Source organism: Streptomyces sp. NPDC006610, assembly GCF_040611575.1.
In the GTDB taxonomy this organism is placed as follows: Bacteria; Actinomycetota; Actinomycetes; order Streptomycetales; family Streptomycetaceae; genus Streptomyces.
The window spans coordinates 32,613-51,545 of the sequence record NZ_JBEXOP010000026.1; the positions used below are offsets into that span (position 1 = coordinate 32,613).

At 74.6% G+C, this 18,933-nt stretch carries 21 protein-coding genes; 7 read left to right on the forward strand and 14 right to left on the reverse strand.

The annotated features are described in order from the left end of the window. Window position 1 precedes the first annotated feature (1 nt). The 3 genes from ABZY13_RS21250 to ABZY13_RS21260 all read right to left on the reverse strand — a co-directional run bounded on the left by ABZY13_RS21250 (window position 2) and on the right by ABZY13_RS21260 (window position 2,410). Window positions 2-649: a lysoplasmalogenase gene (locus ABZY13_RS21250; protein ID WP_356632966.1), complete on the reverse strand. Its 648-nt coding sequence runs from the start codon at window positions 647-649 to the stop codon at window positions 2-4. After that, window positions 646-1,587 carry a sterol desaturase family protein gene (locus ABZY13_RS21255; protein WP_356632968.1) on the reverse strand — a complete coding sequence of 314 codons (942 nt, stop codon included), beginning with the start codon at window positions 1,585-1,587 and terminating at the stop codon, window positions 646-648. Before ABZY13_RS21255 ends, ABZY13_RS21250 begins: the two co-directional genes overlap by 4 nt. 112 nt (window positions 1,588-1,699) lie before the next feature. Beyond that, window positions 1,700-2,410, reverse strand: coding sequence for a VIT family protein (locus tag ABZY13_RS21260; protein WP_356632970.1), 711 nt, complete (start codon window positions 2,408-2,410; stop codon window positions 1,700-1,702). A 243-nt stretch (window positions 2,411-2,653) separates the two neighbouring features. Here ABZY13_RS21260 and ABZY13_RS21265 point away from each other — a divergent pair, with 243 nt between their 5' ends. The 5 genes from ABZY13_RS21265 to ABZY13_RS21285 all read left to right on the forward strand — a co-directional run bounded on the left by ABZY13_RS21265 (window position 2,654) and on the right by ABZY13_RS21285 (window position 7,630). Then, entirely contained in the window at window positions 2,654-3,670 is a 1,017-nt protein-coding gene (locus ABZY13_RS21265) for a DEDDh family exonuclease (protein WP_356632972.1), read from the forward strand. A gap of 79 nt (window positions 3,671-3,749) precedes the next feature. Further along, on the forward strand, window positions 3,750-3,983 hold the full coding sequence (locus tag ABZY13_RS21270; RefSeq protein WP_356632974.1) for a hypothetical protein: 234 nt from the start codon (window positions 3,750-3,752) through the stop codon (window positions 3,981-3,983). A 90-nt stretch (window positions 3,984-4,073) separates the two neighbouring features. Continuing rightward, complete coding sequence (locus ABZY13_RS21275) at window positions 4,074-4,892, forward strand: SURF1 family protein (protein WP_356632976.1); 819 nt, start codon at window positions 4,074-4,076, stop codon at window positions 4,890-4,892. 166 nt (window positions 4,893-5,058) lie between these two features. Further along, the gene (locus ABZY13_RS21280) at window positions 5,059-6,870 is read left to right on the forward strand and encodes a glycoside hydrolase family 15 protein (protein ID WP_356633110.1); all 1,812 of its coding nucleotides are present in this window, start codon (window positions 5,059-5,061) and stop codon (window positions 6,868-6,870) included. Window positions 6,871-6,874: 4 nt separating this feature from the next. Further along, window positions 6,875-7,630, forward strand: a complete 756-nt coding sequence (locus ABZY13_RS21285) for an SDR family oxidoreductase (protein WP_356632978.1) — start codon at window positions 6,875-6,877, stop codon at window positions 7,628-7,630. 130 nt (window positions 7,631-7,760) lie between these two features. On the opposite strand, the gene amaP is transcribed toward ABZY13_RS21285, so the two are convergent. The 5 genes from amaP to ABZY13_RS21310 form a co-directional block, all read right to left on the reverse strand. After that, window positions 7,761-8,348 (reverse strand): alkaline shock response membrane anchor protein AmaP, encoded by a 588-nt coding sequence (amaP, locus tag ABZY13_RS21290; protein WP_356632980.1) that lies wholly within the window; start codon window positions 8,346-8,348, stop codon window positions 7,761-7,763. Then, a complete protein-coding gene (locus ABZY13_RS21295) occupies window positions 8,345-9,037 on the reverse strand; it encodes a DUF6286 domain-containing protein (RefSeq protein ID WP_356632982.1) in 693 nt (230 codons plus the stop codon). Before ABZY13_RS21295 ends, amaP begins: the two co-directional genes overlap by 4 nt. After that, window positions 9,034-9,480, reverse strand: a complete 447-nt coding sequence (locus tag ABZY13_RS21300; protein ID WP_356632984.1) for an Asp23/Gls24 family envelope stress response protein — start codon at window positions 9,478-9,480, stop codon at window positions 9,034-9,036. Before ABZY13_RS21300 ends, ABZY13_RS21295 begins: the two co-directional genes overlap by 4 nt. Window positions 9,481-9,485: 5 nt before the next feature. After that, on the reverse strand, window positions 9,486-9,671 hold the full coding sequence (locus tag ABZY13_RS21305; protein ID WP_356632986.1) for a hypothetical protein: 186 nt from the start codon (window positions 9,669-9,671) through the stop codon (window positions 9,486-9,488). An 80-nt stretch (window positions 9,672-9,751) separates the two neighbouring features. Next, window positions 9,752-10,225, reverse strand: coding sequence for an Asp23/Gls24 family envelope stress response protein (locus ABZY13_RS21310; protein WP_356632988.1), 474 nt, complete (start codon window positions 10,223-10,225; stop codon window positions 9,752-9,754). An 87-nt stretch (window positions 10,226-10,312) separates the two neighbouring features. On the opposite strand from ABZY13_RS21310, the gene ABZY13_RS21315 reads away from it, so the two are divergent. Then, window positions 10,313-11,053, forward strand: coding sequence for a nucleopolyhedrovirus P10 family protein (locus tag ABZY13_RS21315; RefSeq protein ID WP_356632990.1), 741 nt, complete (start codon window positions 10,313-10,315; stop codon window positions 11,051-11,053). Between the two features lie 324 nt (window positions 11,054-11,377). Here ABZY13_RS21315 and ABZY13_RS21320 read toward each other — a convergent pair whose 3' ends face one another. The 3 genes from ABZY13_RS21320 to abc-f form a co-directional block, all read right to left on the reverse strand. Beyond that, window positions 11,378-12,181 carry an enoyl-CoA hydratase/isomerase family protein gene (locus tag ABZY13_RS21320; protein ID WP_356632992.1) on the reverse strand — a complete coding sequence of 268 codons (804 nt, stop codon included), beginning with the start codon at window positions 12,179-12,181 and terminating at the stop codon, window positions 11,378-11,380. Between the two features lie 120 nt (window positions 12,182-12,301). After that, the gene (locus ABZY13_RS21325) at window positions 12,302-12,523 is read right to left on the reverse strand and encodes a helix-turn-helix domain-containing protein (RefSeq protein WP_003976983.1); all 222 of its coding nucleotides are present in this window, start codon (window positions 12,521-12,523) and stop codon (window positions 12,302-12,304) included. Between the two features lie 347 nt (window positions 12,524-12,870). Continuing rightward, on the reverse strand, window positions 12,871-14,469 hold the full coding sequence (gene abc-f / locus ABZY13_RS21330; RefSeq protein ID WP_356632994.1) for a ribosomal protection-like ABC-F family protein: 1,599 nt from the start codon (window positions 14,467-14,469) through the stop codon (window positions 12,871-12,873). A gap of 201 nt (window positions 14,470-14,670) precedes the next feature. Between abc-f and ABZY13_RS21335 the strand changes: the two genes are divergently transcribed. Beyond that, window positions 14,671-15,084: a VOC family protein gene (locus ABZY13_RS21335; protein WP_356632996.1), complete on the forward strand. Its 414-nt coding sequence runs from the start codon at window positions 14,671-14,673 to the stop codon at window positions 15,082-15,084. 6 nt (window positions 15,085-15,090) lie between these two features. Here ABZY13_RS21335 and ABZY13_RS21340 read toward each other — a convergent pair whose 3' ends face one another. From ABZY13_RS21340 to ABZY13_RS21350, 3 genes are all read right to left on the reverse strand, one after another. Further along, the gene (locus ABZY13_RS21340; protein WP_356632998.1) at window positions 15,091-16,494 is read right to left on the reverse strand and encodes a hypothetical protein; all 1,404 of its coding nucleotides are present in this window, start codon (window positions 16,492-16,494) and stop codon (window positions 15,091-15,093) included. Between the two features lie 143 nt (window positions 16,495-16,637). Continuing rightward, a complete protein-coding gene (locus tag ABZY13_RS21345; RefSeq protein ID WP_356633000.1) occupies window positions 16,638-17,759 on the reverse strand; it encodes an alpha/beta fold hydrolase in 1,122 nt (373 codons plus the stop codon). Window positions 17,760-17,997: 238 nt separating this feature from the next. After that, a complete protein-coding gene (locus ABZY13_RS21350) occupies window positions 17,998-18,681 on the reverse strand; it encodes a class II aldolase/adducin family protein (protein ID WP_356633002.1) in 684 nt (227 codons plus the stop codon). Between the last annotated feature and the right edge of the window lie 252 nt (window positions 18,682-18,933).

Here is an 18,933-nt window from a genome sequence, read left to right on the forward strand (position 1 = left end):
GTCAGGGGCGCGGCCGGTGCTGCACCGGCCGCGCCCTTGTCGTGCCGCGCGCCAGGAGGTACTGCGCGGCCAGGTACGTGAGCATGATCCACAGGTCGGGCCGGGGAGGCTGCGGCCGGTCGGCGACGCCGGTGGCGATGAGGGTGTCGGAGAGCATGAACAGCGCGCCCCCGGTTCCGGCGGCGACGCCGAGGCGGACGGCGGCCGTGCAGGCCATGGCGGTGAGCAGGGCGCTGTAGACGGCGACGGGGACTCGTAGGCCGGACGGGAGACCGGGGGCGAGCAGGGCGACCGTGACGGCGAGGGCGGCGGAGTAGGCGAGGGCGGCCGGGACGGCACGCGGGTGCGTGGGGCCGCCGTACCGCGCGAAGAGGATCAGGTAGCACACGTGCCCGACGGCGAAGCAGGCCATCCCGGCGAGGAAGGCGGGCTCGGCGTCCCACAGCAGCAGCGTGTCCCCGGCCCACCCGCACAGCAGGGCGGCGACGAGCGGCCGGGGAGCGCCGGAGCGGGCGGCCCAGCCGGCGAGCAACGGCATCAGCAGCGGCTTGACCGCCACGTGGCCGGGGGTGAAGCCGGCGGCGAGGAAGGCCAGGTCGGCGAGGGCGGCACAGAAGAAGGCGACGAGCAGCGCGCGGGCAGCGCTCACGCGGCCGGGTTCTCGTCGGCCGGCGCGAGCGGGGTGACGCGGCCCGGCGTCGGCGCCGCGGGTCCCGCCGTCGCGGGTCCCGGCACCGCGGGTCCCGCCGCCGCTGCGGGCGCCGGCTGCCAGCCCGGGCCCCGGAACAGGCGGCCCGTGCGCTCGCGCCAACCCGTCGCACGGCGCAGGTCCTTGGCGATGGCCACGTACTCGTGGGTGGCCACCTTCAGCGGGTTGTACGTGTCGATGTTCTTGGTCAGCCCGTACACCGGGCGCTCCCGCTCCGCGGTGAAGGAACCGAAGAGGCGGTCCCAGACGATGAGGATGCCGCCGAAGTTGCGGTCCAGATAGCCGCCCTGGGAGGCGTGGTGCACCCGGTGGTGGGACGGGGTGTTGAAGACGGCCTCGAACCAGCGGGGCATCCTGTCGATCCGCTCGGTGTGGATCCAGAACTGGTACACCAGGTTCGCCGAGGAGCAGAAGGCGAGGGCGGCCGGGTGCACGCCGGCGGCGACCAGGGGGACGTAGAACGGCCAGACGGTCAGGGAGGTCCACGGCTGGCGCAGGGCGGTGGTGAGGTTGAACCTGCGGCTGGAGTGGTGGACGACGTGACAGGCCCACAGGATGCGGACGACGTGGTGTCCCCGGTGGGACCAGTAGTAGAAAAAGTCCTGTGCGAGGAGCATCAGCGCGACCGTCCACCACAGCACCGGCACGCGCAGCGGGGTGAGTTCGTAGACGGCCGTGTAGATCGCGACGACGGGGATCTTCCACAGCAGGTCGAACACGAGACTGCCGAGACCCATGGTGACGCTGGTGGCGGCGTCCTTGGCGTCGTACCCGGCCGCGTCGTCGTCGGGATGGAGCCGGACGCTGATCATCTCGACGACGGCGAGCAGCACGAAGGCGGGGATGGACCACAGCACGACGTTGGGGAGGTTCGGCATGGCTGCACCGTAGGACCGGGAAACCTGCCGCGGCTAGACGTTGTTACCGATAAGTATTACCGGAGGTAAGCGCTTGCCGGTTGGCCATCTCCGCCAATGGACGACTCGCGCGTCATACCCCCGCCACGTCCAGCAGGCTCCCCGCCGCGTACGTGACCCCCATCGCCACCGCCCCGCCCACGACGTTCCGCGTCACCGCGCGTGCCGGCGGGGCGGCCCCCGGGCGGGCGCTGCTCCAGCCCGTGGCGGCCAGGGCCGTCAGCACCGAGCCCACCGTCACCGCCAGCCGCCACTCGGCCGGCGGCAGGACGATGGCGAGCAACGGCAGCAGCGCGCCCGCCGTGAAAGCGAGGAAGCCGGCCCAGGCGGCGTGCCAGGGGTTGGTGAGTTCGTCGGGGTCGATGCCGAGCTCCACGCGCGCGTGCGCCCGCAGCGCGTCCCGCTCCGTCACCTGGACCGCCGCCTCCCGGGCCACCTCCCGCGTCAGCCCCCGCCGTGCCGGCGGGTCCGCCAGCTCGGCCGGCTCCGCCTCCGGCCGCTCCCTCAGCTCGCGCCGTTCCACGGCCAGCGCGGCCTTCTCGGAGTCCCGCTGGGTGGAGACCGAGATGTACTCCCCCGCCGCCATCGGCATCGAGCCGGCGAGCAGCCCGGCCAGACCGGCCGTCAGCAACGCGGAGCGGTCGTCGGTGGCGCCGGCCACGCCGACGACGAGGCCCGCGGTGGAGACGATGCCGTCGTTGGCGCCCAGCACCGCAGCGCGCAGCCGGTTCAGGCGCTCCCCCAGTGTGCCCCGGCGCTCCCCGGCGGGGTTCGGTTCGGTCACGTTCGGAGGATGGCACCCCGCGCGCGGCCGGGAGCGCACCGACCCGCCGCCTCGAACGGACGGGCCGGCCAGGCGAACGGACGCCCGGTCCGGGCGGGGCGGTCCTCGAACGGGCGGCCCGGTCCGGGTGGGCCGGCCCTCCGAACAGGTGACCCGGTGCGGGCGGGCCGTGCTCGAACGGGCGGGCCCTGGCGGCGACCTGACGGACCGCGGTGTCAGTCGCGGCCCGTATCCTCATGGACCATGCTCGAAGACCACACCACCACAGCGTCCTCCCGCACGGAGTGGCCGGCCGCGTATCCCGCCGGATACGCGGTCGTTGACGTGGAGACCACCGGACTGGCCCGCGACGACCGCATCATCTCCGCGGCCGTCTACCGGCTCGACGGACGCGGCGAGGTCGAGGACCACTGGTACACCCTGGTCAACCCGGAGCGCGATCCGGGGCCCGTGTGGATCCACGGTCTGACGAGCGACGTGCTGGAGGGCGCGCCCCTGTTCGCCGACATCGCCGAGGAGTTCGCGGCGCGGCTGGCGGGCCGGGTGCTCGTCGCGCACAACGCCGTGTTCGACTGGCAGATGATCGCCCGTGAGTACGCGCGCGCGGAGCGCGAGGCCCCGGTGCGTCAACGGCTGTGCACCATCGCGCTGTCGAAAGCCCTTCAGCTGCCGCTGCCCAACCACAAGCTGGAGTCGCTGGCCGCGCACTTCGGCGTCGTGCAGCGGCGGGCGCACCACGCGCTGGACGACGCGCGGGTGCTGGCGGAGGCGTTCCGGCCGAGCCTGCGGGCCGCCGCCGAGGGCGGGGTGCGGCTGCCGCTGCACGAGTGCCGGCCGCTGACCGAGTGGGCCGAGCGGCCGGCGCCGCTGATCGGGCAGCAGCCGGGCGGCCGCGGCGGATACGGCGGCGGGTACGGCGGGGGCTACCGGCCCGGCAGCTGGCGTCCCGCGCGCAAGCGGCCCGCGTGCCCGTATCCCAACCCGGGCCGGTACGAAGTGGGCAAACGACTCAAGCAGGGCATGCGGGTGGCCTTCTCCGGGGACACCTCGGTCGAGCGCGAGCTGCTGGAGGACCGGGCGACCGAGGCCGGGCTGCACGTCGCCACGAGCCTGTCCCGGCTGACCAGCCTCCTGGTCACCAACGACCCGGACTCGGGCACGTCCAAGGTGGTCAAGGCGCGCCAGTTCGGCACGCCGGTGGTGGACGAGGCGGCGTTCGGGCAGCTGCTCGGCGATGTGGAGCCGGCGTCGGGGCCGTGACCGTACGGACGGGTGATTGCCGGGCGACTCGCCCGCCGCCCGCTCGCCCGGGCCGCGCGCACGGCTCACCCTGTGGCGCATGGCGAGATGCGAAGTATGCGGCAATGACTACGGAATGACCTTCGAGGTGCACGCGCAGGGCGCGGTGCACGTCTTCGACTGCTTCTCCTGCGCGATCCACCGGATGGCGCCGATCTGCGAGCACTGCCGGGTGCAGATCATCGGCCAGGGAGTCGAGGCCGACGGCCACTGGTACTGCGGTGCGCACTGCGCCCGCGCGGAGGGGAGGGCGGGGATCGTCGACCGGGTCTAGACAAGTCCTCCCGGGGCGCCCCGAGACCCGTTGAGGCGCCCCGGGGCACCCCCCGCCGAGCACCCCGCGGCCGAGAGGTACGGTCGTGGGGTGTACCGCTTCCTGTTGACCCGGCAGTGGGTGATCCTCACCCTCGTCGTCCTCGCGCTCGTCCCGACGATGATCGAGCTGGGTTTCTGGCAGCTGCACCGGCACCAGCACCGCGTCGCCCTGAACCAGGTGATCGCCGACTCCCTGGCCGCCGACCCCGTGCCCGTCGAGTCGCTGACCGCGCCCGGCGCCGAGGTGAAGGACGCGGACCTCTACCGCCGGGTGACCGGCGCCGGCCGCTTCGACCCCGCGCGCGAGGTCGTCGTCCGCCGCCGCACCAACGCCGACGACAAGGTCGGCTTCCACGTGCTGACGCCGTTCGTCCTCCGGGACGGCAAGGTCCTGCTGGTCAACCGCGGCTGGGTGCCGGCGGGCCCGACGCAGACCGCGTTCCCCGAGGTCCCGGCCCCGCCGCGCGGCGAGATCACCGTCACCGGCCGGCTGATGCGGGACCAGACCACGGCCGAGAGCGGCATCAAGGACCTCCAGGACATGCCCGACCGCCAGGTCATGCTGATCAGCAGCGAGCAGCAGCAGGAGCGGCTCGGCAGGCAGGTCCTCGGCGGCTACGTCGAGCTGACCTCCCCCCTGCCGAAGGGCGCCGGACCCGAGCCGATCCCCGCGCCCGACCACGACGCCATCGGCAACCACCTCGCCTACGCCATCCAGTGGTGGCTGTTCAGCGCGGGCGTGCCGGTCGGCTGGGTGATCCTGGTCCGCCGCGAGGTCCGGGACCGGGCGGCGGCCGGGCGCGCGGACGACGGCAACGGCGAGGGCGGCGACGGGGAGCCGGCCCGGACGGAGTCGGCGCGCGTCTGACGCCCGCGCGCGGCGCCAACGGGCGCTCCGAGGCCCTCCGGGCACACCGTGCGCCACGTCTCACCCTCCCGGTCGGTTCCCCGGATTGCCCCCGCCCCCCTCCGGGAACCCGATCCGCGTGCATCCGCCCACCGAGAACGGCCCCGACACCGGCATCCACGACCGCATCGGCAACCACGTCGACAACCGCATCGAGGACTACGCCCTCATCGGCGACGAACAGACGGCCGCACTCGTCGGCCGGGACGGTTCCATCGACTGGCTCTGCCTGCCCCGCTTCGACTCCGCCGCCTGCTTCGCCCGGCTCCTCGGCAACGAGGAGAACGGCCACTGGCGGATCGCCCCGAAGGGCGTGCGCGGCCCGTGCACGCGCCGCGCGTACCGCCCCGAGACGCTCGTCCTGGACACCGAGTGGGACACCCCGGACGGCAGCGTCCGGGTCACCGACCTGATGCCGCAGCGCGACCGCGCCCCCGACGTCGTCCGCATCGTCGAGGGCCTCAGCGGCCGGGTCACCGTGCGCAGCACGCTGCGGCTGCGCTTCGACTACGGCTCCGTCGTGCCCTGGATGCGCCGCACCGACGGCCACCGGGTCGCCGTCGCCGGCCCCGACTCGGCGTGGCTGCGCAGCGAACCGCAGGTGGAGACCTGGGGCGAGTCGTACGGCACCCACTCGGAGTTCACCGTCGGGCCCGGGGAGAAGGTCGCGTTCGTCCTGACCTGGCATCCCTCGCACGAGCCGCGGCCCGAGCAGGTCGACCCGTACGAGGCGCTGCGCACCAGCGTCGCCGACTGGCGGGCCTGGTCGGCGCGGTGCCGGTACGACGGCCCGCACCGCGACACCGTGCTGCGCTCGCTCATCACCCTCAAGGCCCTCACCTACGCGCCCACCGGCGGCATCGTGGCCGCCGCCACCACCTCCCTGCCCGAGGAGCTGGGCGGGGTGCGCAACTGGGACTACCGCTACTGCTGGCTGCGCGACGCCACCCTCACCCTGGGCGCCCTGCTGTCGGCGGGCTACCACGAGGAGGCCGAGGCGTGGCGCAACTGGCTGCTGCGCGCGGTCGCCGGGAACACCGCGGACCTGCAGATCATGTACGGGGTCGCGGGCGAGCGGCGGCTCCCGGAGACGGTGCTGCCCTGGCTGAGCGGCTTCGGCCACTCACGGCCGGTGCGGATCGGCAACGACGCGGTGCGCCAGCTCCAACTGGACGTGTACGGCGAGGTGATGGACTCCCTGTCGCTGGGCCGCGACGCCGGCCTGTCGGTCAAGCAGCACATGTGGGCGCTGCAGTGCTCCATGATGCGGTTCCTGTGCGAGGAGTGGCGGCAGCCGGACGAGGGGCTGTGGGAGGTGCGCGGCGGGCGGCGGCAGTTCGTGCACTCCAAGGTGATGGTGTGGGTGGCCGCCGACCGCGCGGTGCGCACGATGGAGCGGTTCCCGGAGCTGAAGGGCGATCTGCACGGCTGGCGGGCGATGCGCGAGGAGGTGCACCGCGAGGTGTGCGAGCGGGGCTACGACCCGGAGCGCAACACCTTCACCCAGTCGTACGGCTCCAAGGAACTGGACGCCGCGCTGCTGCTCATCCCGCGCGTGGGCTTCCTGCCGCCGGACGACCCGCGGGTGCGCGGCACCATCGAGGCGGTCCGCCGGGAGCTGGGGCACGACGGCCTCCTGCACCGCTACAGCACCGACGACACCGTGGTCGACGGGCTGCCCGGCGGCGAGGGCACCTTCCTGGCCTGCACGTTCTGGCTGGCGGACGCGCTGCATCTGACGGGCCGCACCGAGGAGGCCCGGGAGCTGTTCGAACGGCTGGTGGGACTGACCAACGACGTGGGGCTGCTGGCGGAGGAGTACGACCCGGCGACCGGCCGGCAACTGGGCAATTTCCCGCAGGCCTTCAGCCACATCGGCCTGGTGAACACCGCCTTCGCCCTGTACGGCACGGGCGGCGACGCGCTCGGGGCAGGATAGGGCCATGGATCTTGGACTGAAGGACCGGGTGTACGTCGTCACCGGAGCCACCCGCGGCCTCGGCAACGCCTCCGCGCGCGAGCTGGTGGCCGAGGGGGCGAAGGTCGTCGTGACCGGGCGGGACGAGCAGCGGGTGGCCGAGGCCGCGGCGGAGCTGGGCGCGAACGCGCACGGGGTGGCCGTGGACAACGCCGACCCGGAGGCGCCGGCCCGGCTGATCGCCGCCGCGCGGGAACGGTTCGGCGGCTTCGACGGCATCCTCGTCAGCGTCGGCGGGCCGCCCGCCGGGTTCGCCGCCGACAACACCGACGAGCAGTGGCGGGCGGCGTTCGAGTCGGTGTTCCTCGGCGCGGTGCGGCTGGCCCGCGCCGCGGCGGCGGAGCTGGAGGAGGGCGGCGTCATCGCCTTCGTGCTGTCGGGCTCGGTGTACGAGCCCATTCCGGGGCTGACCGTCTCCAACGGGCTGCGCCCCGGTCTCGCGGGCTTCGCCAAGTCGCTCGCGGACGAACTGGGGCCGCGCGGCATCCGCGTGGTCGGCGTGCTGCCCGGCCGCATCGACACCGACCGGGTCCGCGAGCTGGACGCCCTGTCCGCCGACCCCGAGGCGACCCGGATCGCCGCCGAGTCCCGCATCCCGCTGCGGCGGTACGGCAGCCCGCGGGAGTTCGGCCGGGCGGCGGCGTTCCTGCTGTCCCCCGCGGCGTCGTACGTGACCGGCGTGATGCTGCCGGTGGACGGCGGGGTGCGGCACGGGTTCTGAGCGGTGCCGCACGGCCAGTGAGCGGCGGCGGCACGGGTTCTCGGCGGGTCGGCCCGCTCGGCCGTGATCGGCGGCGGTCCGGGTCGCCCCCGGGGTCGGCGGAGTGGGTGCGGCACGGCTTCTGCGCGCGTCAGCCGACCCGTTCCGCGCCGTGTCCGACCGCCCTGAGCCTGACCTCCGCCGGGAGGCGGTCCAGCGCGGCCGACTCCCGGGCGTGCGCCAGGGCGTGGGCGGTGAGGTGGCGCAGGGCGGTGGCGGGGTCGACGTGGGGTTCCAGCAGGAGCCGTACGCGTGCCGAGGGCGACTCCCGGCGGCCGGTGAGGCGGACGTGGGCGCGGTCGACGCCGTCCAGCCCCACGGCCTCGGCGGCGATCGCGTCCTCCAGGGCCCTGCCTCGCAGCAGCGCGCTCTCGCCGTCGCCGGTGTCGACGAGCACCTCGTGCAGCCGGCGGCGGCGCAGGTTGGCGGCCAGCCACCCGAGGGCGAGCAGGAGGAGCACGGCGAGCGCGGCGAGGACGACCGGCCACCACCAGCCGTCCTCCCGCCACCGGGTCCGCTCGGCCGCGGTGAGCAGCACGTCGTCCGGGCCGTCGTGCAGCCACCAGGAGGGCGGCTTCGCCCCGAGCCCGACGGCGAGCACCGCGCCGCCCAGGGCGAGCAGCGCGAGCCCGGCGAGGGCCAGCAGTACACGGTTGACGGTTCGCAGCACCGCCCTCACCCCTTCCGGCCGGGCCGCCGGACCCGCAGCTTCAGCGCGGGGCGCCGGGCCAGGCCCAGTTCCCCGATCGCGTCGGTGAGCGCGGCCTCCAGGTCGGCGCGTACGTCGTCCAGTTCACGGAAGTGCGAGACCGCCCGCACGTCGGCCCGGCGGCGGCCCATGGCGACCCGGGCCGCCTGCACTCCGGCCACCTCCATCGCCCGGTCGCGCAGCACGATCGCGGCGGCGGGGCGATGCAGTCCGGCGCGCACGGCCGGGTGGGTGCGCCGCATGGGCAGCAGGCCGCGCAGTCCGGGCGTGAGCGCGAGGAGCAGCAGCCACAGGCCCAGGGCGGCGGCGAGGCCGGCTCCGGCCAGCACCCAGAGGTCGTCGAGGGGGCGTTCGGCGAGCTGTGCGGCGAGTTCCCGGCGCCAGGCCATGGCGTCGCGGCCGGCGCGCACGGCGGCGACGTCGTAGAGGAAGGCGCCCGTGACGAGGAGCAGCAACAGGGCGGTGACGCCCGCCGGGACGCGGCGCGCCGACCAGAAGCGGTGGGCGCGGCCGTCCGGGACCGGGGTCGCGTCGGCGGAGGCCGCGTCGGAGGGAAGCGCCTCGGCCGGCGGACCGGCCTGGCCGGCCGCGGTCGCGCCGGTCTTCTCGAGGACCGGCGGTCGCCGCTCGGCGCCCCCCGTGGGCAGCGGCTGGCTCATCGGATCCTCCCCTGTGCCGGACCGGGCCCGACGTCGCCCGCCTTGCCGTGCGCGGCGCCGTGTGCCGCCGTCGGGTGCAGCCGCTCGACGCGGACGGCGACCTCCGGGACCGCCATGCCCGTCAGCGTGCCGACGCGTTCGGTGACGTGCCGGCGCACCTCGCGGCAGCGGGAGCCGATGTCGCCCGGGTAGCCGAGTTCGAGGTGGACGTGCACGTGCGCGGCGTCGAGCGGGGCCCCCACGTCCGGGCGGTGCCGGGCGTGGGGGCGGACGACGACGGTGGCGTGCGGGCGGGCGGCGTCCGGCGGCAGCGGTCCGGCCGCCTCGCGGGCGGCCTGGGCGGCGATCTTCGCGACGACGCGGTCGGCGACGGTCGTGGCGCCGCGCTCGGCCGGCGGCACGGCCCCCGCCGGGAGGCGGGCCGCGCCTGCCTCGGTGCTCACCGGCGTCACCGCCGCCGGTCGGCGCGCGAACGGAACAGGTCGCCGACGTCGAGGTCCCCTTCGAGGAACCGCCCGACGACGAACCCGATGGCGCCCAGGGCGGCCACCAGCAGGAAGGCCCCGAACCCGCCGAAATACCCGGCGAACCCCAGCGCCATTCCGGCGATCATGCCGACAACGGCCATGCTCAAGGTGCACTCCCCTCAGTGGGTCCGGTCAGCGGTCCGGTGCACCGGACCTTCAGTGGTCCGGTCGCCCGGTCGCCGACGCGTCACTGGAGCCGGGACTCCGGCTCCTCTTCCTCTTCTTCCGGCAGCTTCACGTCGCTGACGGCGATGTTGACCTCGACGACCTCCAGGCCGGTCATCCGCTCCACCGCCGTGACGACGTTCTCCCGCACGTCGCGGGCGACGTCGGCGATCGACACGCCGTACTCGATGACGATCTCCAGGTCGAGCGCGGTCTGCTTCTCGCCGACCTCGGCCTTGACGCCGCGCGTCACCGCCTTGGACCCGCCGGGCACCCGGTCGCGTACGGCGCCGAAGGTACGGCTGAGTCCACTGCCCATGGCGTGGACGCCCACGACGTCGCGGGCCGCCAGTCCGGCGATCTTCTCCACGACCCCGTCGGCGATGGTGGTCCGCCCCCGGGTCGCCGCGTCGCCGCCGCCGCGCCTGGTGGCCCTGCGGACCTCCGTGCCGCCGTCCGGGATCTGTGTCCGGTTCTGCTCAGTTGTCTCGCTCATCGCCGTACGTCCCTTTCGGTCGTCGTTCTTCGACCACCGTAAGCCGGGTTGCGCGAGGGCGCGCCATCTATGCGGCAGGCTGGAGGAATGACGGCGGACCGATGGACGCGGACGGTACGACAGCAGCTGGCCCTCGGCAGATCCCTGCCGCTGGGCGGACCGGGTGACGGGGCGTGGATCGCGGACGGCGTGGCACGGGCGGTGCTGCGGGCCGCCGCGGGCGCGGTGCCCGGGGTGCGGCCGGGGCGGCTGCGGATCGCGCTCGCCGATCCGGGGCACACCTACGACCCGGCGGTGCCGCAGCCGCCCGCCGCCCTGCCTCCGGGGCCGCTGCGGGTGACGGCGGACTTCGCGGCGACGGCGGCGGAGCCGCTGCCCGCGACGGCCGAGCGGCTGCGCACGGCGCTGCTGACGGCGGCGACGCGGCGGCTGGGGCTGACGGTCGCGGAGATCGACCTGCGGGCGACCGACCTGCTGGACGACGCTTCCGAGGACGCTCGGAGCGCTTCGGACCAGGAGCCGTCTCCGGAACCTCCGGAGCCCGTCGACCCCGTGGCCCCGGACGAGCGCCTGGTGGCGGACGCGGCCCTGACGGTCCCGGGCGTGGCCCGGCTGACCGGCACCCTGGGCGGCGTGGGCCGCGCCGTGCACTTCGAGCCGGGCGCCCGGACGGGCAACGCCTCTCTGCCGCGCCGCCATGTCTGGCTGGAACTCGCGGTCCGCGCCGACCACCGCGCCGTGGACGTGGCCCGGGCGGTCCGCACCCGCGTGGGCGACTGTCTGCCGGACCACCCGTCGGTGGCGGTGCTGGTGACGTCGGTGAGCTGACGGAGCGCCGCGCGGCCGGCGTCGCTCCGCCCTGCCGCCGACCGCATGACCGGCCCATCGGCCGACCGGGCGACGGCCACCCCGGTGACACGACCGGGGCCCGGGACGTCCCCATGTGCCCGGGCGACCCGCCCCTGTCACGCCGACCCCGCCTCGAACGCGGGAGGTCCGGGCCGGGCACGGGCCCACGCCGCGGCCCGAGCTGCCGGTGGCGGCACCGGCGCGGCGCGGGGGCGGTCACCCGGAAGGGCGTGGGTCGGTGGGACCGGCGGCCGGGGCACGCACGGCGTGCGGCCTGCCGAGCCCGGTCCGGGCCGGGCCGGGCTACTCGCCGATTCCCGCGAGGTCGCGCAGGCGGCGGGCCTGGGCGGCGCGTTCGGCGGCGCGCTGGGACTCGTACGTCTGCGTCCGGGCGGACTGGAGCAGGGCCTTCGTCTCGATGACCGCGTCGCGGGGGGCCGCGAGCAGGGCCGAGGTCAGGTCCTGGACCGCCGCGTCCAGCTCGGCGGCGGGGACCGCGATGTTCGCCAGGCCCCAGCGCACCGACTCCTCGGCCGGGACGGAGCGGCCCGTGACGCAGATCTCGAGCGCGCGGGCGTATCCGACGAGGCCCACCAAGGGGTGGGTGCCCGTCAGGTCGGGGACGAGGCCGAGGCTGGTCTCGCGCATGGCGAATTGCACGTCGTCCGCGACGACGCGCAGGTCGCAGGCGAGGGCGAGCTGGAAGCCGGCCCCGATGGCATGTCCCTGGACTGCGGCGACGGAGACGATGTCGCTGCGCCGCCACCAGGTGAAGGCCTCCTGGTACTCGGCGATGGTCGCGTCCAGCTCGGCGTCCGAACCCCGTGCAAGGTCGAGAAACGACGGCTCGCCGTCGAAGCCCTCGGGCGTGAACGCCTGCCGGTCGAGCCCCGCCGAGAACGACTTGCCCTCGGCGCGCAGCACGACCACCCGGACGGCGCCCGGGAGCAGCCGCCCCGCCTCGGCGAGCGCCCGCCACAGGGCGGGGCTCTGCGCATTGCGCTTGGCGGGGTTGGTCAGCGTCACCGTGGCGATCGCGTCGTCGACGGTGAGCCGCACCCCGTCCTTGTCGAGCAGGGGTACGAGGTCGTGGTCGGGCGAAGCCATGGGGCGCCTCCGATGAGTGCGGTCAGCGAAGCGAAGCTAAGTGACTGCACAGTAACCACCCGGTCGGTCGGCTGACAGACCGGGTGGCCACCATCGGAGACGAAGGGGCCGCCCGGGGCGTCAGGCCGAAGTGGCCTTCTTGCCCCGCGTCGCCCCGCCACGCCCACGGAGCGTGACGCCCGACTCGCTGAGCATGCGGTGCACAAAGCCATACGAGCGGCCGGTCTCCTCGGCCAACGCCCGGATGCTCGCACCGGCGTCGTACTTCTTCTTCAGGTCTGCCGCGAGCTTGTCGCGCGCGGCGCCGGTCACCCGGCTGCCCTTCTTCAGAGTCTCGGCCACCCGTGCCTCCTCATGGGAAGTGCGCTCTGGTCTCCTCATGATCACCCCTCCGGGCCGACATGGCCACCCATTCGGCAAGGTCCGTGCGAGAAGGTTTTGACGACGGGAGCCGGTCCACACATGCGGAATCACGAATTCCCAGAGGCAGGCGTCCGTACACCCGAACGGGTTGTTCAGCGAAGTTCCAGGTCAGAAACGTGCGACGGCCGGGCCCCCGACGTCGCCGGGTCCGGCCGTCGCCCACGCGGGGGGCACAACCTCGACACACCCGGGTACGAGGACGTCTCACACAGATGATGGATCACGGATCGGCCGAAAGATCCATCCGCCGTCGACCGTCCGTTCGGTCACGCCAGGGCGACGAGGTCCGCGTAGTCGGAGCCCCACAGGTCCTCGACGCCGTCGGGCAGCAGGATGATCCGCTCCGGCTGGAGCGCCTCGACCGCGCCCTCGTCGTGGGTGACGAGGACGACGGCGCCCTGGTAGGTGCGCAGCGCGCCGAGGATCTCCTCCCGGCTGGCCGGGTCGAGGTTGTTGGTGGGCTCGTCCAGCAGCAGCACGTTCGCCGAGGACACCACGAGGGTGGCGAGGGCGAGCCGGGTCTTCTCGCCGCCGGAGAGGACCCCGGCCGGCTTGTCCACGTCGTCGCCGGAGAACAGGAACGAGCCGAGCACCTTGCGCACCTCGACCAGATCCATGTCGGGCGCGGCGGAGCGCATGTTCTCCAGCACCGTGCGGCCCGGGTCGAGGGTCTCGTGCTCCTGGGCGTAGTAGCCGAGCTTGAGGCCGTGGCCGGGGATCACCTGTCCGGTGTCGGGCTTCTCGACGCCGGCCAGCAGGCGCAGCAAAGTGGTCTTGCCTGCGCCGTTGAGGCCGAGGATGACCACGCGGGAGCCCTTGTCGATGGCCAGGTCGACGTCGGTGAAGATCTCCAGCGAGCCGTACGACTTGGACAGGCCCTCGGCGGTCAGCGGCGTGCGTCCGCAGGGGGCGGGGTCGGGGAAGCGCAGCTTGGCGACCTTGTCCGACTGGCGGACCGCCTCCAGGCCGGACAGCAGCTTCTCGGCGCGCCGGGCCATGTTCTGCGCGGCGACCGTCTTGGTGGCCTTGGCGCGCATCTTGTCGGCCTGCGCGTTGAGCGCAGCAGCCTTCTTCTCGGCGTTCTGCCGCTCGCGCTTGCGGCGCTTCTCGTCCGCCTCGCGCTGCTGCTGGTAGAGCTTCCAGCCCATGTTGTAGATGTCGATGTGGGCGCGGTTGGCGTCCAGGTAGAACACCTTGTTGACGACCGTCTCGACCAGGTCGACGTCGTGGCTGATGACGATGAAGCCGCCGCGGTAGGTCCTGAGGTAGTCGCGCAGCCAGACGATGGAGTCGGCGTCGAGGTGGTTGGTCGGCTCGTCGAGCAGCAGGGTGTCCGCGTCGGAGAACAGGATGCGGGCCAGCTCGATACGGCGGCGCTGACCGCCGGAGAGGGTGTGCAGCGGCTGGCCGAGCACGCGGTCGGGCAGGTTCAGCGCGGCGGCGATGGTGGCGGCCTCGGCCTCGGCGGCGTATCCGCCCTTGGTGAGGAACTCCGTCTCCTGGCGCTCGTACTGCTTGAGCGCCTTCTCGCGCGTGGCGCCCTGGCCGCCCGCGATGCGCTGTTCGTTCTCCCGCATCTTGCGGATCAGTACGTCCAGTCCGCGGGCGGAGAGGATGCGGTCGCGGGCGAGCATGTCGAGGTCGCCGGTGCGGGGGTCCTGCGGGAGGTAGCCGACCTCGCCGGAGCGGGTGATGGTTCCGGCTGCGGGGATGCCCTCGCCGGCGAGACACTTGGTGAGGGTCGTCTTGCCGGCGCCGTTGCGGCCGACGAGGCCGATGCGGTCGCCCTTGGCGACGCGGAAGGTGGCGTTCTCGATGAGGACGCGCGCACCGGCGCGCAGCTCGATACCGGAGGCGGAGATCACGGACAGACTCCAGGGCGGTGGGGGTCCCCCCGCTCGAGCGAAGCCGAGAGTGGGGGAGGGTGGCGGTGGGCGGCTGAGGACGTTCCCGCCGTCTAATGCGCGAGGAGAATGGCCATGGGCCCAAGTCTAACGGGGCCGCGCAAGGGGTTTTGGCGGCCGGTAGGGAGCGGCCGGGAACCGGCGGACGAGGGAGTGATCGGCATGGCAGAGGTGAACGGCGGACGGCCGAGCGTGTACCCGACGCTGCTGTACGCGGACGCGAAGGCGGCGATCCGGCAGCTCACCGAGGCGCTGGGCTTCACCGAGCTGTCCGTGTACGAGGGGCCGGACGGCACGGTGCTGCACGCCGAGCTGGCGCAGGGCAACGGCGCGGTGATGATCGGCTCGAAGGGCGGCGGCGGGATCTTCGACGCCGCGATGAAGGGCGCGGGCCCGGCCGGGGTGTACGTCGTCGTGGACGACGTCGACGCACACCACCAGCGTGCCGTGGACCACGGCGTGGCGATCCTGATGCCCCCGACGGACCAGGACTACGGCTCCCGGGACTACATGGCCCGGGACGCCGAGGGCAACGTCTGGAGCTTCGGCACCTACGCGCCCCAGCCGCAGGGCTGAGCCGCCTCAGCCGCCGGTGTGCACCTGGAAGGCGGCGCGGCGCACGGCCTTGGCCAGGGCCGGGTCGGGGTGGGCGGCGGCGAGGGCGACCAGCACCTGCACCGTGCGCGGGTGGCCGACCGCGCGCACCTCGTCCAGCAGCATGGGCACGGTCGGCTGCACCGCGGACTCCAGGTGCCGCACCAGCAGCGGCGCCTCGCCGTGGTCGGCGACGGCCGCGGCGGTGTCGACCCACAGCCAGGTGGCCTCCTCGCGGGTGAGCACCTCGTGGGCGTCCTCGGGGTCGGCGCCCTCGTGCTCGGCCAGCCACAGCAGGGCGTACGGCCTGAGCGTCGGCTCGTCGACGACGGCGCGGACGTCGGGCTCGGCGGGCGCGCCAACGACGCGCAGCGCCTCGAAGGCGAGGCCGCGCAGCAGGGCGTCCTCGCCGCGGGCGGCGTCGAGCAGCTCGGTGACGGCGCTGCCGACGGGGCGGGCGGCGAGCCAGGCGCGGTACTCGGCGCGGGCGGCGTTCGGGCGCAGCTGGGCGCAGCCGCGGAGCATGTCCTCGGCGGCGGCCTCGATGTTTCCGGCGGGGCTCTGCGCGGCGACGCAGATCTGCTCCAGCTTGACCCAGACCGCCCAGCTGCCGAGCGGGGTGAGGGTGGCCTGGCCGTCGCCGTAGGTGAGGGCGCCGACGGAGGCGAGGGCGCACAGGGCCCAGTCGAGCAGGGGGGCCAGTTCGGCGGGGTCGCCGGTGACCGCGGCGGGCGGGGCCGGTTCGCGCTGGGGGCCGTAGGGGACCTCGCAGCGTTCGGTGCGCAGCTCGCGGACGCGCTGGGCGAGGAGGTCGAGGAGCTGTTCGACGGGGACCGGGCCGGCGGACAGCTGGAGGAAGGAGAGCACCTGCGGCATGGCCGAGACGACCTCGGCGACCGCGGCGGGCTCCTGTCCGGCGGGTTCCGGGTGGGCGAGCGACCAGGCGTCGAACAGCGCGACCCAGCCGCGCAGCACGGCGCTGTCGTCGCGGTCCCAGGCGCGCAGCCGCCAGCCGGGACGGGCGCTGCCGCCGTGCACCTCGACGAGACCGGCGAGGCGGGCGGTGTCCCAGTCGGCGCGGACCTGGGCGGGCGTCAGACCGAGTTCGGCCGCGGCCCGTTCGGCGGTCGCGTCGGCGAGGGTGGCCTTTCCGTCGGAGGTGCCGTTGCCCCCGCCGGGGCGTAGGGCGGCGTCGGCCCAGCGGGCGACGCGGGCCGCGCCGGCCAGCCTGGAGCGTGCCATTCCGGCCAGCTCCGAGGGGGCGGGGGTGCCCTCCGGCGGGCGGGGTGCGGGGCGGCGCGAGCGCCGCTGGTTCATCGCTCGGGGGGCGGCGGCCAGGGGTCGCGGGCGGACGAGTCGGAGCCTGGAGTCGCGCGGGATACGGGACGTCACGAGTGCAGTCTCCCGGCTGACCGTCCGAAAACCCAAACGGAATGTCACGGCGGGCCACGGGACCGGCCCATGGAGGTGGCGTCGGCGCTGCCGGGAGGCGATAACCGGTCAGTGGTCCGGCGTTGAACGGAATCGGCGGGCGCTCACATGAACGGGGTCAGGAAGCGGCGCAGGGCCTCCTCGTAGGCGGCGGGGTCGGCGTTCCACATGGCGTTGTGCGGGGCGTGGCGGACGGTGTGCAGGCGGATGAGGTCGGGGCGGCGGGCGGCCAGCAGGCGGGAGTGGGTCCAGGGGGCGAGCCGGTCGTCGGGTCCGTGGAAGATCAGCGTCGGGATGTTCGGGGGCCCGGTCGTGTCGTCGCCGTGGCGGCTGACGCGTCCGGTGCGGCCCTGGGCGGCGCGGACGGCCAGCGGGAGCAGGGCGGCCGGGGTGCGGTGTGCGGCGGCGAGGGCGCGCAGGGTGGACTCCCAGTGGAGGACCGGGGAGTCCAGGACGAGGCCGTTGATGCGGTCCCGGACCGGGGAGTGGGCGGCGGCGCGCAGCGCCATGGTGGCGCCGGTGGACCAGCCGTGGACGACGATGCGCCGGGCGCCGTAGCGCACGGCGTAGCGGATCGCCGCGTCCAGGTCGCGCCATTCGGTCTCGCCGAGGTGGTGCAGGCCGTCGGGCGAGCGGGGCGCGCCGGGGTCGCCGCGGTGGGCGAGGTCGAGCACGGGGAAGCGCAGTCCGTGCAGGAGCGGGAGCAGGTTGAGGGGGTGCTCCCGGGTCGTGCCGAGCCCGTGCACGGTGATCACCCAGGTGTCCCGCACGCCGGGCAGGAACCAGGCGGGCAGCGGGCCCAGCTCGCCGGGCACGTCGACGTCGGCGTGGTCCAGGCCGAGGGCGCCGGCGGGGTCGCCGACGTGCAGGTTGGGTGTGAGCCACACCTTGTCGCCGGGCTCCAGGGCGCCGTGGGTGACGCGCTCCAGCCTGCGGACGACGGTGTCGGCGGGGTGCGGGACGCTGTGCAGCACGGGCCCGACGACGGCGTGCGATCCCTCCCCGGCGAGGCCGTACGTGCCGGGCCGCTGGGAGGCGAGGGACCGGGTGAGCGTGACGGTGCCCGCGGCGACGCCGTGCACGGTGAGCCGCGGCTCACCGGCGGGCGGCCGCCCCGCGGACGGCCTGAGCGCGGCGCCGCCGGCGATCCGGCCGGCGGCGACGGCCGCGACTCCGGCCGCCGTGAGAGCGGTGACGGCGGCGGCCGCCGCTTGCACAGTGCGCACGGCACCCAGTGTCCCGGCAAGGCGGAGGGGCGGCCAGTGGAGGGGTGGGGGGGTGGCGCGGTGGAGTGACGCGGTCGGGGGCGGGGCGCCGGTCGCAGGCCCCAGGCCTCTCGCCCCGTCCGCACCCGCTCGGCGCGAGGAGTCACGACCGGCCGGCGCGAGGCGCCCCGACCGGCCCGGGGTCGCCCGGGCCCGCATGCCCGAGGCCGCCGCGTCTCGGCGCGAGGCGGCCTCCCGGTCACCCGCCTCGCCGGCCGTACCCGCGCAGCCGCCGGGCCACCTCCGCAAGCTGGTCCGGGGTCAGGAGGGACGGGCTGCGACCCGGTACCGAGGAGGCCGTCAGCCACAGGCGACACATCCACTCCAGCTGGGCCGTGCGGTCGTAGGCCTGGTCCAGGGTGGCGCCGTACGTGATCGTGCCGTGGTTGGCCAGGAGGCAGCCGGAGCGGCCGGTGAGGGCCGTCAACATGTTCTCGGCCAGTTCGGGCGTGCCGTAGGTCGCGTACGGGGCGACGCGGACGGGGCCGCCCAGGGCCGCCGTCATGTAGTGGATCACCGGCAGTTCCGTCACCAGCGTCGAGACCGCCGTCGCGTGCACCGCGTGGGTGTGGACGACCGCCCGCGCGTCGGTCGTACGGTGGACGGCGAGGTGCATCGGCAGTTCGCTGGTCGGCACGAGCGTCCCGCGGACCTGCCGGCCGTCGAGGTCGACCCCGGTCAGGTCGTCCGGCGTGAGCCGGTCGTACGGGACGCCCGAGGGCGTGACCAGGACGACGTCGCCGACGCGTACGGACACGTTGCCCGAGGTGCCGACGACCAGTCCGTCGGCGACGGTGCGCCGGGCCGTCGCGACGAGGGCCTCCCAGGCCGCCCGTTCCCGCTGTGCCCGCCCACCCGTTCGCTCACCCTTCGGTTCACCCATGGCGCGGATCCTGCCAGGCGGCCGGGCGGGTGACCAACGTCTCCTTCCGGCGCCCCGCGGGCCGGATGCGGAACCGGATGCGGAACGGCTTTCGGGGCAGGGGCCTTGGGGCGTCCGGGCCGTCGCCGGGTCGTCGGCGTGGAGCGGTTCACCAAAGGATCGTTGGTGAAGGCCGGAGCCGACCTACAGACACCCAGAAGCCCTTCTCAGTTCACCTTGCGTTCACCTGGGTTACTTACGTTCGTCCAGCCA

Coding starts and splice junctions, on each gene's coding strand:
- ABZY13_RS21255 (WP_356632968.1), bottom strand. CDS start 1,587: ATGCCGAACCTCCCCAACGTCGTGCTGTGGTCCATCCCCGCCTTCGTG.
- ABZY13_RS21265 (WP_356632972.1), top strand. CDS start 2,654: ATGCTCGAAGACCACACCACCACAGCGTCCTCCCGCACGGAGTGGCCG.
- ABZY13_RS21270 (WP_356632974.1), top strand. CDS start 3,750: ATGGCGAGATGCGAAGTATGCGGCAATGACTACGGAATGACCTTCGAG.
- ABZY13_RS21285 (WP_356632978.1), top strand. CDS start 6,875: ATGGATCTTGGACTGAAGGACCGGGTGTACGTCGTCACCGGAGCCACC.
- ABZY13_RS21295 (WP_356632982.1), bottom strand. CDS start 9,037: ATGAGCCAGCCGCTGCCCACGGGGGGCGCCGAGCGGCGACCGCCGGTC.
- ABZY13_RS21310 (WP_356632988.1), bottom strand. CDS start 10,225: ATGAGCGAGACAACTGAGCAGAACCGGACACAGATCCCGGACGGCGGC.
- ABZY13_RS21315 (WP_356632990.1), top strand. CDS start 10,313: ATGACGGCGGACCGATGGACGCGGACGGTACGACAGCAGCTGGCCCTC.
- ABZY13_RS21320 (WP_356632992.1), bottom strand. CDS start 12,181: ATGGCTTCGCCCGACCACGACCTCGTACCCCTGCTCGACAAGGACGGG.
- ABZY13_RS21335 (WP_356632996.1), top strand. CDS start 14,671: ATGGCAGAGGTGAACGGCGGACGGCCGAGCGTGTACCCGACGCTGCTG.
- ABZY13_RS21350 (WP_356633002.1), bottom strand. CDS start 18,681: ATGGGTGAACCGAAGGGTGAGCGAACGGGTGGGCGGGCACAGCGGGAA.